This window comes from Sphingomonas caseinilytica (assembly GCF_023516455.1).
Classification (GTDB): domain Bacteria; phylum Pseudomonadota; class Alphaproteobacteria; order Sphingomonadales; family Sphingomonadaceae; genus Sphingomicrobium; species Sphingomicrobium caseinilyticum.
This window is the reverse complement of the sequence record NZ_JAMGBA010000003.1, coordinates 112,054-125,233: the sequence shown is the minus strand read 5'-3', so window position 1 is coordinate 125,233 and position 13,180 is coordinate 112,054. Positions and strand designations below refer to the sequence as shown.

The window sequence follows — 13,180 nt, the reverse complement described above, 5'->3', positions numbered from 1 at the left end:
TAACGGGACGGTGCTGGTTTTGGCTTGTTGCGCCTCCCCCAAGTTGCCCCCATGTCTTGTAGTTGGCGAATGCCCTACTTGAACTGATGTGAACCCCCCAGTTTAACATGGGGAGAAGCACCGGGCATAGTTACCTAACGATAATACCGGGCGCCTCGTCTTCCGGGCTTCTCGGAAACGCCAAATGATGGCCAAGGCAGGATTTAGTGAGTCCAATCGGGGTATTGGTCTTAACCTTGCTGAAGCTGCCGTGCCGACGGGCATGGGGCACATGACCGCAATGGGTGGAACGCGGGCATAAGCAACAGCCGCCGAGAATCGACATCGCGATGCGCTGTGCTAAGCCGTCCGCCTGATAACAGGGGGGAAAGCATGACACGTTCCATTCGCGTCGCGATCGGACTTGCACTCGCCACGACCAGCATTCCAGTGCTGGCGCAGCAGCGGCCGGACCAGGTCCAGGCGCGGCAGATCTATGAAAAGGTCATCACGTTCCGGACGTCTCAGGGGCAGGGGCAAGTGCCGCCGATGGTCGCCTATCTCGAAGGCGTGCTGCGCGACGCCGGCATATCGGCCGACAACATCGTCAAGCTGCCGAAGGCGGAGACCGTCGGCATGCTGGTGCGCGTGCCCGGCAGCTACCGCAATGCCAAGCCAATCCTCTTTTCGGCGCACATGGACGTGGTCGACGCGCGGCCCGAGGACTGGAAGCGCGATCCCTATAAGTTGATCGAAGAGAATGGCTATTTCTACGGCCGCGGAACGATCGACAACAAGGGCGGCGTCGTGGCCCTGATGTCCACCATCCTTCGCATGCAAAAGGCGGGCGTGAAGCCGAAGCGGACACTGGTCTTCGCCTTCATCGGGGACGAGGAGACGGGGCTGGACGAGACGGACGGGACGACCCGCCAGGTCGCGGCTCATCCGTGGGTGAAGGGCGCCGAATTTGCAATCAACACCGATGCCGGCGGCGGCCTGCTGGCGCCCGACGGCAAGCCGATGATCTACCTCGTCCAGGGAGCCGAGAAGACCTACGCGACGTTCGAACTGACGGCGACCAACAAGGGCGGACATAGCTCTCGGCCGCGCACCGACAATGCAATCTACGAGATTGCCAGGGCGGTGACGCGGATCGACGAATATCGCTTCCCGGCCATGTCGAACGACCTGACGCGCTCTTATCTGGGCGCGGTCGGCAAGGTCACGCCGGGTCCGGCGGGCGAGATGCTGAAACGCTTCGCCGCCAATCCTGAGGACAGCGCGGCGGCCGACGCGATCGCGGGCATTCCCGAATTCGTCGGCACGACACGCACAACTTGCGTCGCGACCATGCTGAGCGGCGGCCATGCGGAAAACGCCTTGCCGCAGAAGGCAACGGCCACGGTCAATTGCCGCATCTTCCCCGGCGTTTCGATCGACGACGTGCAGAAGAAGCTTACCACGCAGGTCGCGGACCCGAAGATCAGCGTGAAGGTTCTCGGGGCCCCCTTCGCCAGCCCGGTATCGGAACTGCGCCCGGATATCGAGCGGGCCATTACCCAGTCCATTCACAAGCGCTACCCTGGGGTCGCCGTCACGCCCTATCTTGAATCGGGCGGTACCGATGGAATGGTCTATCGCACGGCCGGCATTCCGACCTGGGCCACGTCAGGCATCTTCATCAAACCCGAGGAGATGTTCGCGCACGGCCTCGACGAGCGGGTTCCGGTGAAGAGCTTCTACGACGGGCTTGACCATATCCATGACCTGGCGGTGGCATTGGGCGGAGACTGATGCGGCAGTTACAACGGTCAGCCGAATAATGTCCGGGCCGCCGCCAAGTTTGATCTGCTGATCGGAACTTCCGTGTCGTCGACCAGCCGGGCAATCGCTCGTCCGGCTGAGCTCTCCAGCGAGCGAACGCCGTCCTTGGCCACCCACCAGCTGCGGTGCACGCGAAGGCCCAGCCGGGGATCGATGGCCGCCGCCGCGTCCGCGAGCCGCATCAGGACCAGCGCCGATCCGTGGAGCGTGTGGACGCGCAGATAATGATCCTCGGCCTCGAGTGCGAGGATGTCGCGGCGCAGGTCGACCGGGAGCTTCGCAACGAACTCGCGCGGATATTCGGGAGAGGCGGGTGGCTGTTCCGCGGTTAAAGCCTGAGGCAGTTGGTCGTCGTGCGAAATGGCGCGGGCAATGATCAGCTGGATCAGCGCGACATATGGGTAGAGCGCGAGCAGTTGCAGGGGGCTGAACGTCCTGCCCGGCCGGACCAGTCCGATCGCCCAGGCCCCAAAGAAGGTCATTGGCACCGCGGAGGCCGCCGCGATCGCGACGAACCGCATTGCCGTTTTCCTGCCGGGCGCGATTGTTGGAAGTACTCGCTCGACGGCAACGACGGCGCCAAAGCCGGCGAGCGCCATGACCATCCAGAAGGAATAGCGCACGATCGGGGTCAAGGAGGTTTGCGATCCGAACGGACCGGTCACGCCGAGCAGCAGGCCGATGGCGAAGGCACTGATCAGGCCGCGCCACTTCCCCATTTGCCGCCATTCACGCATCGCCAATTGCATCGGCCCCCCGGTCACGAATTATCCGAGGCTATTCACGACATTCCCCATTGTCGACCGACATCTGTGCCCGGCAACCGCCCGGCACCAACGTCAAAGTGTTGAAATGGAGAAATCAATGAATCGGATTATCGTTATCGTGGCCTTGGCATTCGCAGCCGTTCAGCCGGCTCCCAGCGAGGCTGCGACCGTGGGTCTCGAATGCGACGCGGGAACCGCTCAGGCGGGCGGCGAGGCCCCGAACCTTCACGGCCATTGGGATTTCCTGATGATCCCGCGGGGCACGCCCAGTTTCGGGCTGATGTCGATCGGCTTCGTCGGCGCCGAATATGGCGGATCGCTGGCGCCGGTGAGGACCGCACCCGTTGTCCTGCGCAAGATCAGCTTGACCGGCAACGACGTCCGCATAGTCGTCGCCTCCCGCGAGGGCGATGTCCTGTTCGACGGCAAGCTTTCGGCCAAGGGCGACTTCATGTGCGGAACCGTCACCTACCACGGAGGTGAAACCTTCCCGATGGTGGCGCAGAAGCGGCCGTCGACTTACCAGTCGCCGTCCCAGGCTTCGCGGACGCGATGACCGCGCAAAAGAAGGCCGGGCCGGGGAAATCGGCGCGGCTGGTCTCCGAGCGGGCCGTGGGTCGGTTATTGCTGCAATGGGTGGAAAGCGGACATTGGCTGCGAATAATCCTGTGTCGTCATCCGTGACGAAAAGCCGTTCGACGACGAAATTTGTTCGCAGTGCAAGGCAGTGCCCTCAGCCTAGTTCTGACCGCAATGGGTCGAAAGCTGCCGTTAGTAACTTTGTGCAATGAACCTCCGCCATGGATCGTAGCAGGCGTAATCTGTTGATCGGCGGGAGTATTGCCGGAGCGATGGTGCTGGCGGGGATGGTTCCTGCCGCATGTTCCCGCCGTAAGGGCAATGGGGGCTCCATGAAGCGGCCGCCGGGCCAGCCGAAACCGTTGCTGGAAGAAGATATCACGCCGGTGCTTGCGCGCCTCGACGCCTGGTATGCGGCGCACCTCTCGCCGGACGAATATGTGTGGAATCCACCGGCCAGCGACGAGCAGCTGGACGCGTTCGAACAGACGGTGGGGATCAAGCTTCCGCGGTCGTATCGCCAGCTATACCGATGGCATGACGGCGAGAACGACGACCGCTGGGGTCATTTCTACGGACTTCCGCTGCTACCCCTGAAATATGCTGAGTACCAATGGAAGGCCTGGGAGCGCGTGCTCGCGGACTTCGGCGGCGATCGCTACGCGATCGGGGGTGGGGGATGGCCATCAGGCGCGGTCGACCCGGCCTACATCAATCCGCGCTGGATTCCGCTGACGCATGACGGGTCGGGAAATCATATCGGCATCGATTTCGACCCATGGCCGCAAGGCCGCGTCGGCCAGGTGATCCTGTACGGGCGCGACGAGGATATGAAGCTTGTCCTTGCGGAGTCGCTTGGCAAGTTCCTGGAATGGATCGCCAGCCTGCTGGAGAGCGGCAATTTCAGGCTGGAGGCGGAGCCCGGAGAGCAGGTGCTGCGCGAGTTCCGATTGAAGAATCCGCCGTCCGACCATTTCCACGATGGCGCTCGAAAGCTTCTGGGAGCTCCGGGGCCTTTCCTCTGACCCCTAGTCCGCGTTGTCGAATTTTCTGACTTCGATGGCGCTTTCGTCGAAATCGTCGAGCAAGCGGGCGTTGATGCCCATCTTGCCGAAGTCTTGTCCGAGGGTCTGCCAATGGGTGCCGCAGCCGCAAGTCGGGCAGTGGTGGATGCCAATCATCCGGTCGCCCCAGACATAGGCTGTCGTCTCGCCGGAAATGCGCACCTCGTCGGGAGGATAATAGGCGACCCGCCATGCGAGCAGGCGGCAGAGGGAGCAGTTACAGTCCGCAACCCATTCGGGCCTCTCCGGCACTTCGATCCGTACCTTGCCGCAATGACAGCTTCCCTGAACGCCCATAGCGCCTTGTAATTGCGCTCTGCCCATGTTCGCAATGGCCGGGGTGAAGCCGGAGAAATGCGGGTCGATTTGCTGACTCGGCGTTATCTTTGTGTTAATTGCGTGCGGTTGATTCCAAGGGGCGGGCCATGAGTAACCCTGACGGTCCCGCTTCGCTCGGCCTTCGTGTCATTGTCTGCATCAAGTTCGATTCTCGTGCCCCGGCCGACGAGGTGGCAAAGCTAAAGCGGCGCCTGATCGATGACGATCGAGCGCTCCATTCCATCGACGTGTCGGGCACCTATGATTTCATCACCGAAGTGTCCCTTCCCAACATGTCCGACTATCAGGATTGGGTCGAGGAATTCGCGGCCTCATTCGCCGCGCTGGTCGAGCTTCATGAGGCCAACTTCATTTGCCGCCGCTATGTCAGGGAGCAGGAAGGTCCCATCCATTATCTATGGGTCACCGGGAACGGAGGGCGGTCGCGCATCGATTGCGACGAAATCGAACGTTTTTGCGCGGAGGGCGACTATGTTCGTGCCCACAGCGCCAATCGATCTTGGCTAATCAATTCGAGCCTGGCCAAGCTTGTAGAACAGCTGGACCCGCACGAATTCATCCGCCTCCACAGATCCACCGTTGCCCGGCGCGACGCGATCGTTCGCCTGCGTCACCAGCGGCATGCCTGGTATGCTGTGGTCAGGAGCGGCGAAGCGCTTCGGATTGCCAAAAGTCATGTCGGCGAAGTGCTGAAGTCGCTTCGCGACGATTGGCCGTCCACTCATGCCGTTTCGGCGACGGGGGAACCGCTCAACGAGAAACCGGCGGTGCTCACGGAACAGTAAGTGCATCGGGCCGCGAGATTGCGGATATGCCTTCGATCCTCCCTGACGGAGGGGGCAATAAGGAGAAGGCAAATGTTTGCTCGGTTTACCAGCCGCGGAATGCGCTTGCCTGCGATTGCGATCGCCACTCTTGTGGTCGCGACACAGGCGCCCGCCCAGGACGGCCGGCCGGTCGTCGTCTACGGCGAGTCCGCGGGAATCCACACCGAACGCGTCCCCTATGGCGATCTCAACCTTCAGGCGGGTGCCGATCGCAAAACTCTTTATGGCCGGGTCGGCAGGGCCGTGCGTAACGTCTGCAATTTCGACAGCAATGCGATGACCACCGACTATCGCTTCTGCTCCGCCGGCGCCTGGAGCGGCGCCCGGCCGCAAATCGCAGCGGCGATGGCGAAGTCGAGCCTTGCGCTGAACGCTACGCCCGCCGGCGCCGCGTTCATCACGATCCGCCGTTAACAGTTTCACCACTCCTCGCGGAGACGCGCGCTGCCTTCCGGTGGCGCGCGTTTGCGTTATCCCCCGTTCGCGTCGGACGGGTGGAAAGCGGACGATAAAGCGCTAATCTCCCAAGCCAATTGCAGGGGGTCATCATGCTTGTTCCTTGGGTCGCTTTCGTGCTCGCCGCCGCCGCTCCGCCGCAAACCAAAACTCCGGAACTTACGACGGCAGCTTTTCTCGAAGCGTTCAGTGCCATGGATCAAGCACGGTTCGACGAGTTCTTTGCTCCGGACGTGACGATGTTCTTCCCCGGCGGCGGATCGAATCCGAGGACCCGGGTCGAGGGTAGGGAAGCGGTGCTTTCAACGTTCCACGACTTCTTCAAGATGCTGAAGGAACAAGGCACGACGTCGCTCGACATCGCACCACAGGATCAGCGGGTTCAGATCATTGGGGATGTGGCAGTGGTAAGCTTCGGGCTCGATTGGGGTGACGCGGTTGGACGTCGCTCAATCGTCCTGCGCAAGATTGGCGAAGAGTGGCGCATCGCGCATTTCCACGCATCGACCGTCGACAAGTAAATGCGGCCTGATGGCGGGAATGGGCAGGACGAGGTCGCCTTCGCTAAACAATCGCTCCTACCTTCTTGCCGTCCCGCAAGACTTCGCAAATCGGGCAATCGACGTCGTCCGCCGCATGCCGCACAGCCTCCGCGTCGGACCTGGCCAAGATGTCCTTCCTCTGGACCACGACGCCGGCAATCTTTGCCAGCTTGTTGATACGATAATGCTTCATCGGCACCCTCCGGGCGCATGAATGCAGAAATGCCATTACGGTTCCGGCACGTCGGCGGGTGGTAAATGAATGACCCCAATGGGTGAAATCGGTCATTAGCCAAACGCATCATTTCCCGCGATCGGTCGGCAGAGGCCGGTGAAAATCCACGTTTATTTCGGTTTAATTTCGTGTCACCTTCGGGCCCAGTTGTTTGTTGCGTAACGTGGGGGCGTTCGGTGACCAGTTATCGCCGTGGATTCAGGGAAAAGGTCTGGGACAAATTCTGGCACTGGGATCAGCGGTGCGAGTCCTATCCGACCAGCAATTGCATCATCCAGAAGGAAAGGCCGGCCGACGACTTGCTGTGCGGTCGGTGCATGACGCTCAGCCGACAGGGCTGATCCGCGCGGGCAAGGAAAAGCCCTCGACGGTCGGGGGCCAGTCGAGGGCTTTCCATCCGCTTGGTTCCCCCCGAAAGGAGGGGAAGCGCGACCCCCTAGCCGACGCCTCCCCAAAGGGTAACGGACGCGCAACGAGTATCGGCGGGAAACCGGTGACAAAAGTTATCGAAAGTTAGGGGGCACGCGAAAGCCCCCGGCTGGGGACAGTCGGGGGCCCGGTACGCAGCGGAAAACCGGGGGGGCAGTCATTCCGCGACCCTTTAACGAACTGGCCCCTCAATCGTTGCGTTTGGCCTTGAACCGATTGCGCTGGACTCCCCGATGATCGAGGCGGATAATCTCTCGTTGCTCGGTTGCGTCATTGGGGGAAACCGGTGTCAGAGTATCGCCGTGGCATATTAAAGGGCGTTCGCCAAAAGCGGTGGCATTTCCATACGCTTTGCGAGGACTATCCAACCCGCACCTTTTCCATCCGGACGACCACGCCGCCCCAAGACGAGCTTTGCGCGCGGTGCGGTGAGCTCAGGCAAAGTCACGCATAAGATAAAAGGGCCGGACCTGCTTTCGGCGGTCCGACCCCTCTACGGTCAAGCAACCGGAGAGGTGTCCAAATCCCCCGGAACCCCTCGACTGTCGAAGATACCGGAAATCGGCACGCTAGGCGAGCCGTTCGATCGGCGCATGCCGGGCCGCGCTCGCGACGAGCTCGTCGAACATGGCGACGTAGCGGGCCATCGTCTTGTCCCGCGAGAATGCATTCACACGATCGCCGGGCTGCACCCGGTCGGGTCCCGTCTGGCGAACGAGAGCGGCCGCGAGCCCGTCGATTTCATGGGGGTCGACGAGAAGGCCGTATTTGCCGCCGTCCAGAACATGTTCCGCATCGCCGGCCGTGCGCGAGGCGACGACGGGCGTGCCGCAGGCCATGGCCTCCAGCAGCACGTTCGACGAGCCCTCCCAGAGTGAAGGGAGGGCCAATGTTCCGGCGGCCGCCATCAGGGGGAAGGGGTTGGCGGTCGCCGGAACAAGGTCGACGTCGTCGGCGATGCCGAGGTCGAGCGAGAGCGCGGAAAGGCGGGCCGTTTCGTCCATGTTGCCGTCGCCGAGGATGATGAGGCGCATCGGCCGGCTTTTGCGGGCGATCGCAAAGGCCCTGAGCAGCGTACCGAGATTCTTCTGCTTCACATGGCGGCCAACCGCCAGGACGAAGGGCAGGGAGCGATCCGCCGCCCAGCGATGAGTGCATGGCTGGTGCGAAGCGGCGCATACGCCTTCCACATCGACTCCGTTGGGTATGACCGCCGCCTTGCCGCTGGCGAGATGGAGTCCGAGCAGCGGATGATCGCCAAGGGCGCGCGACACGAAAACCAATCGGTCGGCCAGGTTGGAAATCAGGCGGAACTTGAGGCTGCGCCACCAGCTGACGACTGGGGAGGGATCGCCGTGATCGAGGTCGTTGCTGATCCTCAAAAGCTTCGTCCCCGGCAGGCCGAACCAGGCGAATGTGCTTAGCAAATGGCCGTGATTTCCGGCCGAAAACATGATGTCCGGCCGCCATTCGCGGCAGTGCCGCCGATATTCGAGGAGTGCCTGCTTGAGCTGGAACCGGCGCGACCGGCCTTTTTCGGCGCTCCTGACGAGCCTGACGACTGTGACGTCGGGGCGGATCTGGTTCCGGAGGACGCCGTCGGGGCGGCAGGTAAGGAGCCGTACCTCATAGCCCGACGCAGCAGCTTCGTTGGCGATGGCGATTGCGTTGCGGACCACGCCGGTCGCGGTGAGATCGCTGACGAAGAGCTGGATGCGCGGCGCGGCAGAACGCCACCGGAACTGACTGGCCATGTTCATGGCGCGATGATTTAGGCCGCCAATTTTGCGCCGATCTTTCAGTTTTGTTTGATTTTGCAAATGTTGGGGGCCCGGACCCGCGAAGGCTGGGAATTCCGGGCGCGCGCCTTATCAGTGGGGCTGGATGAAAGTGCTTCTGATCGAGGACGACCGGACGCTGGCCGATTATGTCGCGAAAGGCCTTCGCGAAAGCGGCCATGTCGTTGACATTTGCCGCGACGGCAAGGCGGGCCTCTATTCGGTCGCCGAACAGGCGCACGATGTGATCGTGCTGGACCGGATGCTGCCGGGCGTCGATGGGATGACGATTCTGCAGACCATGCGGGCCGCGGCCAACGCGACGCCGGTCATGATCCTGACCGCATTGGGCGAGGTCGACGATCGCGTCGAAGGCTTGAGGAAGGGCGGCGACGATTATCTGTCCAAGCCCTTTTCGCTGCAGGAGCTGATCGCGCGGGTCGAGGCGCTCGGCCGACGGCCGGCGGCGGCGAAGCAGGTCGAACGGCTGGCGGCCCACGGATTGGAGATGGACCTGCTTCGGCGGCACGTGCTGGTGCGCGGCGAGGAAGTGCGGTTGACCAGCCGCGAATTCCAGATCCTTGAAGTGCTCCTTCGCAATGCCGGGCGCGTGGTGACCCGAAGCATGCTTCTGGAAGCGGTGTGGGATTACCGGTTCGATCCGCAGACCAATATCGTCGACCAGCATGTCAGCCGGCTTCGCCAGAAGCTGGGCGACGACGGGGCGAACGAGGTGATCGAGACGGTTCGCGGTGTCGGTTATCGGGTCAAAGGCTGATGCCGAAGCGGCTTGCCTCCAGCCTTGTGATCCGCCTGACCGGAACGCTGATCGCCGTTACGTTCCTGGCAACCGGTAGCCTGGTGGCCGGTATCTATTATTTCGGCGTCCGGACCCCCATGAATGCCGTGCGTGCGGAGGTCCGGCAGGAGTCTGACCGGCTGCTGGCGATTTATGAAGCGCGCGGTGAGAAGGCGCTGACGGCTGCGCTCATCGAACGGCGCAAGGTTGAGTCGGAAAACAGGGCGTTCGACGCGTTGCTGGACCGTGATGGAACGCTGCTGACCGGCAATTTGCCCACATGGCCGGATGTTCATCGCAACGAGTGGGTCGCCATCGAGGCAGATCTCTACAGCGACGGCGACGAGGCCGACAACGAGGCGCTGTCGCGCGACATTGTCCTGGCCGATGGGCGCCGCCTGATCATCGGGCGGGATGTCGATGTGCTTTCCGACCGGGGGGAGCTAATGGGCGAAGCGGCCTTGTGGGGCTCGCTATCCGTCCTCCTGTTCGGAATATTGGGCGGACTGTTGACCAGCTGGATCATCGCACGGCGGCTGGAAGCCGTTACCGGGACAGCGAGCCAGGTGATGGGCGGGAATTTGGGCATCCGCGTGCCGCTGAAAGGGACGGGAGACGATTTCGACCAGCTGGGCATGAGCCTCAATGCGATGCTCGACCGGAACCAGGAACTGGTCGCATCGCTCGGCCGGGTGTCGGACAATATCGCGCATGAGCTGAGGACTCCGCTGGCGCGGCTACGGACCGCGCTGGACCGATCGTCACTGACTCCGGACCAGGTCGAGGCGGCGCGGACCGAGGCGGATCGGCTCCAGCAGATCTTCGACGCGCTGCTGCGGATCGCGCGGCTGGACACCGGACGGCACCGGATCATCCGCAAGCCGGTCCAGCTGGACGAACTGGTCCACGACGCGGTCGAATTCTATGCGCCGGAAGCGGAATGGCGAAAGCATGCGCTGGGGGCGGCTGTCGTCCCCTGCACCGTGATGGGCGACCGCAACCTGATCTTCCAGGCGATCGCCAATTTGCTCGACAATGCGCTGAAGTTTGCGCCGGAGGGCGGTGACGTCCGTGTGGACCTGGAGGTCGAGGGACGGACCGCGAAGCTGACGGTTCGCGACAGCGGGCCAGGGGTGGATGCCGAGCATCGGGAGCGGCTGACCGAGCGCTTCTTCCGGGCGCCGGGAAGCGAGGCGATCCACGGAACCGGGCTGGGGCTGACATTGGTCGAGGCAATCGTCGCGGCGCATCAGGGGACGCTGGAATTCGTCGATGAGGGCGGAGGGTTTGCGGCGGTGGTGAGGATGCCTTTGGCTTAAGTGGCTAACCAAATCGGTAAAAAACACTTGACATCGTCACGCTGATTTGGCACAAAGTCGGCAATTATATACTTGACAAAGCAGTGTTGAAATCTATGGTGTTTCTCAACGGAGACGCACCATGGACATTACCGCACCCCGCTTCACCAATGAGGATGCAGCCCGCGAGCACCTAGAAGCTATTCGCTGGCCCGATGGTGCAGAGTGTCCGCACTGCGGCCTGATTGCCGCAACCAGGCTTTCCGGATCTCACCACCGTCCCGGCCTGTACCAGTGCAACAACTGCCGTGAGCAGTTCACTGTCACAGTCGGCACCGTGTTCGAGCGCTCCAAGATCGGCTTGCACAAGTGGCTGCTCGCTACGCATCTGCTTTGCGCCTCCAAGAAGGGCATGAGCGCCAAGCAAATCGAACGCATGCTTGGCGTTACCTACAAGACGGCCTGGTTCATGTGCCATCGTATCCGCGAGGCCATGAAGGACGAGAACCCTTCGCCTCTGGGCGGCTCTGGCGTGGTCGTGGAAGCCGACGAGACATTTGTTGGTGGTAAGGCTCACCGCCGCGCCTATCGCGCTCCAGCGCCCAAGAAGATGGTCTTTTCACTCGTCGAGCGCGACGGTCGCGCCCGTTCCTTCCACATTGCCAACATCCACGGTGGCAACGTCCGCTCTGCGCTGGTTACCAACGTTGATCGCGCCTCAACCCTGATGACCGATGACGCCCGTTTCTATTGGGGCATTGGCCGTGAGTTCGCACAGCATGGTCGCGTCATTCATGGTGCCGGTGAGTTCGCCAAGGCTGGCGGCATTCACAGCAACACCGCAGAGAACTTCTTCTCCATTTTCAAGCGTGGCGTTGTCGGCACCTACCACCATCTCAGCGCAGCGCATTTGCATCGCTACACGGTGGAGTTCGACTTCCGTTACAACACTCGCAACAACAACGATTTCGAGCGCTCCGAACTGTGCCTCAAGGGCATTGCTGGCAAGCGCCTGACCTATCGGCGGATTGGTCCGCTCGCAGCCTGATTACTACAAGGCAAAGCCTGTAATTGGTGAGCGCCGTAAGCGCTGGACACGATGATGGTGAGCGCTAGCTTCGTGCAGCCGAATCTTCCGCAGTATTGGAGGGAATGTATGGGCACGCCAACGTTCAACGCTGATCCTGGCGCAACAGCTATATTCACCTATAGGTTGGTTGCGCGATTGATCGAACTGCTTGCGGCCAAGAAAACAATCACTGAGCAGGAGGGCGCGGACCTTTATCGGTACGCGCTAGCGAGCCTCAGTCCAGAGGCTCAAGGTCACGCCAAAGAACTGCTCAAAGCCACTCTTCCGGACCTGAGAACCGACAACCCCTAGCAGGGCGTCACTCATTCGAAGTTGGCTGGGCTCGTTTTCCATCGCTCACCTTCTTGGCCTTGTGCGGGGCGGGCTTGGTCGCCAGCATCCGCCGCAACACCTCGTCCTCTTTCTTTTGATCGGTGTCTGACATGGTTCAAATCCCAGAGAATGACATTCTGGACTGGTATGCCTCACTTATGTCCGAGGCCAAAATTCGCTTGCTGTCTGTCAATGGCCAGCTTGAGGAAGCTGTCGAACGATACCGGCATGATAACATTCAACTGAGCTTCGTTGCCGAATTTTGCTACATGCAGCTCCGCCGATCGACTGAACTAATCGCCTTAGCGGTCCTGGTGGCGCACAATGAACACCCAGATTTCCGGACCAAGAAATTCATCGACAAATGGAACCCCGAAGACTTGATGGAGGAATTGAGTAAGCTCAACCCCAAGGCGTTTCCGCAGGCGGTGGAGTTCTACGAGCAAAGCCCAGAGACGGTCTATGTCATGCTTCCACGGGCTACCAATACGGTTGTCCGCGACCTCGTTGGTAAAGTCTACATAACCTCCTGCGACCGACTTCACACTGGCCACCTGCGAGCGGTGCTGAAGAAGAGAAACAAAGATTACAGCTTAGATTTCATCCGGGACTCGGTCACGTCGCTAGCCAAGGCGCTCAACAACCACATTCTCGAATTGCCAGATGGCCGATGGATTAGAGCATCCCTCCGTGCGGAAGAGCCCGGACCAGTATTTTGCCAGTGGCTGAATCAGCCTCCGCCTCCACAGAGCGCAGAACCTGAAACACCTTCATTACCATAGGCTGTTCCGCTTTGGTTCGTTGGTTCATTGCCTTGCTTTCTTAAGTATATAATTGCCACAAAGTCGGAACAGTCGGTAAG

Annotated in this window: 15 protein-coding genes; 10 read left to right on the top strand and 5 right to left on the bottom strand. The window is 61.3% G+C overall.

Going from position 1 to position 13,180, the window contains the following annotated elements; all coding sequences use genetic code 11:
- The first annotated feature begins 372 nt into the window (after nucleotides 1-372).
- The gene (locus tag LZ496_RS12570; RefSeq protein ID WP_249905065.1) at nucleotides 373-1,773 is read left to right on the top strand and encodes a M20/M25/M40 family metallo-hydrolase; all 1,401 of its coding nucleotides are present in this window, start codon (nucleotides 373-375) and stop codon (nucleotides 1,771-1,773) included.
- 17 nt (nucleotides 1,774-1,790) lie between these two features.
- Here the strand turns inward: LZ496_RS12570 and LZ496_RS14100 are convergent, their stop codons facing one another.
- Nucleotides 1,791-2,567, bottom strand: a complete 777-nt coding sequence (locus LZ496_RS14100) for a LytTR family DNA-binding domain-containing protein (protein ID WP_249905064.1) — start codon at nucleotides 2,565-2,567, stop codon at nucleotides 1,791-1,793.
- 100 nt (nucleotides 2,568-2,667) lie between these two features.
- Between LZ496_RS14100 and LZ496_RS12560 the strand changes: the two genes are divergently transcribed.
- Nucleotides 2,668-3,126: a hypothetical protein gene (locus LZ496_RS12560; protein WP_249905063.1), complete on the top strand. Its 459-nt coding sequence runs from the start codon at nucleotides 2,668-2,670 to the stop codon at nucleotides 3,124-3,126.
- Nucleotides 3,127-3,370: 244 nt separating this feature from the next.
- On the top strand, nucleotides 3,371-4,174 hold the full coding sequence (locus LZ496_RS12555; protein ID WP_249905062.1) for an SMI1/KNR4 family protein: 804 nt from the start codon (nucleotides 3,371-3,373) through the stop codon (nucleotides 4,172-4,174).
- Between the two features lie 3 nt (nucleotides 4,175-4,177).
- Here the strand turns inward: LZ496_RS12555 and LZ496_RS12550 are convergent, their stop codons facing one another.
- Entirely contained in the window at nucleotides 4,178-4,510 is a 333-nt protein-coding gene (locus LZ496_RS12550) for a GFA family protein (protein ID WP_249905061.1), read from the bottom strand.
- A 128-nt stretch (nucleotides 4,511-4,638) separates the two neighbouring features.
- Here LZ496_RS12550 and LZ496_RS12545 point away from each other — a divergent pair, with 128 nt between their 5' ends.
- The 3 genes from LZ496_RS12545 (at nucleotide 4,639) to LZ496_RS12535 (ending at nucleotide 6,356) form a co-directional block, all read left to right on the top strand.
- The gene (locus LZ496_RS12545) at nucleotides 4,639-5,337 is read left to right on the top strand and encodes a LytR/AlgR family response regulator transcription factor (protein ID WP_249905060.1); all 699 of its coding nucleotides are present in this window, start codon (nucleotides 4,639-4,641) and stop codon (nucleotides 5,335-5,337) included.
- 72 nt (nucleotides 5,338-5,409) lie between these two features.
- Nucleotides 5,410-5,793, top strand: coding sequence for a UrcA family protein (locus LZ496_RS12540; RefSeq protein WP_249905059.1), 384 nt, complete (start codon nucleotides 5,410-5,412; stop codon nucleotides 5,791-5,793).
- 134 nt (nucleotides 5,794-5,927) lie between these two features.
- Nucleotides 5,928-6,356 carry a nuclear transport factor 2 family protein gene (locus LZ496_RS12535; RefSeq protein ID WP_249905058.1) on the top strand — a complete coding sequence of 143 codons (429 nt, stop codon included), beginning with the start codon at nucleotides 5,928-5,930 and terminating at the stop codon, nucleotides 6,354-6,356.
- Between the two features lie 43 nt (nucleotides 6,357-6,399).
- Here LZ496_RS12535 and LZ496_RS12530 read toward each other — a convergent pair whose 3' ends face one another.
- Complete coding sequence (locus LZ496_RS12530) at nucleotides 6,400-6,570, bottom strand: hypothetical protein (RefSeq protein ID WP_249905057.1); 171 nt, start codon at nucleotides 6,568-6,570, stop codon at nucleotides 6,400-6,402.
- A gap of 1,040 nt (nucleotides 6,571-7,610) precedes the next feature.
- Complete coding sequence (locus LZ496_RS12525; RefSeq protein ID WP_249905056.1) at nucleotides 7,611-8,795, bottom strand: glycosyltransferase; 1,185 nt, start codon at nucleotides 8,793-8,795, stop codon at nucleotides 7,611-7,613.
- 130 nt (nucleotides 8,796-8,925) lie between these two features.
- Here LZ496_RS12525 and LZ496_RS12520 point away from each other — a divergent pair, with 130 nt between their 5' ends.
- The 3 genes from LZ496_RS12520 to LZ496_RS12510 all read left to right on the top strand — a co-directional run bounded on the left by LZ496_RS12520 (nucleotide 8,926) and on the right by LZ496_RS12510 (nucleotide 11,964).
- Complete coding sequence (locus LZ496_RS12520; protein ID WP_249905055.1) at nucleotides 8,926-9,597, top strand: response regulator transcription factor; 672 nt, start codon at nucleotides 8,926-8,928, stop codon at nucleotides 9,595-9,597.
- On the top strand, nucleotides 9,597-10,937 hold the full coding sequence (locus tag LZ496_RS12515) for a sensor histidine kinase (RefSeq protein ID WP_249905054.1): 1,341 nt from the start codon (nucleotides 9,597-9,599) through the stop codon (nucleotides 10,935-10,937). The genes LZ496_RS12520 and LZ496_RS12515 overlap by 1 nt, the downstream gene beginning before the upstream one ends.
- 121 nt (nucleotides 10,938-11,058) lie before the next feature.
- Nucleotides 11,059-11,964, top strand: coding sequence for an IS1595 family transposase (locus tag LZ496_RS12510; protein WP_249905053.1), 906 nt, complete (start codon nucleotides 11,059-11,061; stop codon nucleotides 11,962-11,964).
- Nucleotides 11,965-12,304: 340 nt separating this feature from the next.
- On the opposite strand, the gene LZ496_RS13985 is transcribed toward LZ496_RS12510, so the two are convergent.
- A complete protein-coding gene (locus tag LZ496_RS13985; RefSeq protein WP_283938094.1) occupies nucleotides 12,305-12,430 on the bottom strand; it encodes a hypothetical protein in 126 nt (41 codons plus the stop codon).
- Between the two features lie 46 nt (nucleotides 12,431-12,476).
- Here LZ496_RS13985 and LZ496_RS12505 point away from each other — a divergent pair, with 46 nt between their 5' ends.
- On the top strand, nucleotides 12,477-13,100 hold the full coding sequence (locus LZ496_RS12505) for a hypothetical protein (RefSeq protein WP_249905052.1): 624 nt from the start codon (nucleotides 12,477-12,479) through the stop codon (nucleotides 13,098-13,100).
- The last annotated feature ends 80 nt before the right edge of the window (nucleotides 13,101-13,180 follow it).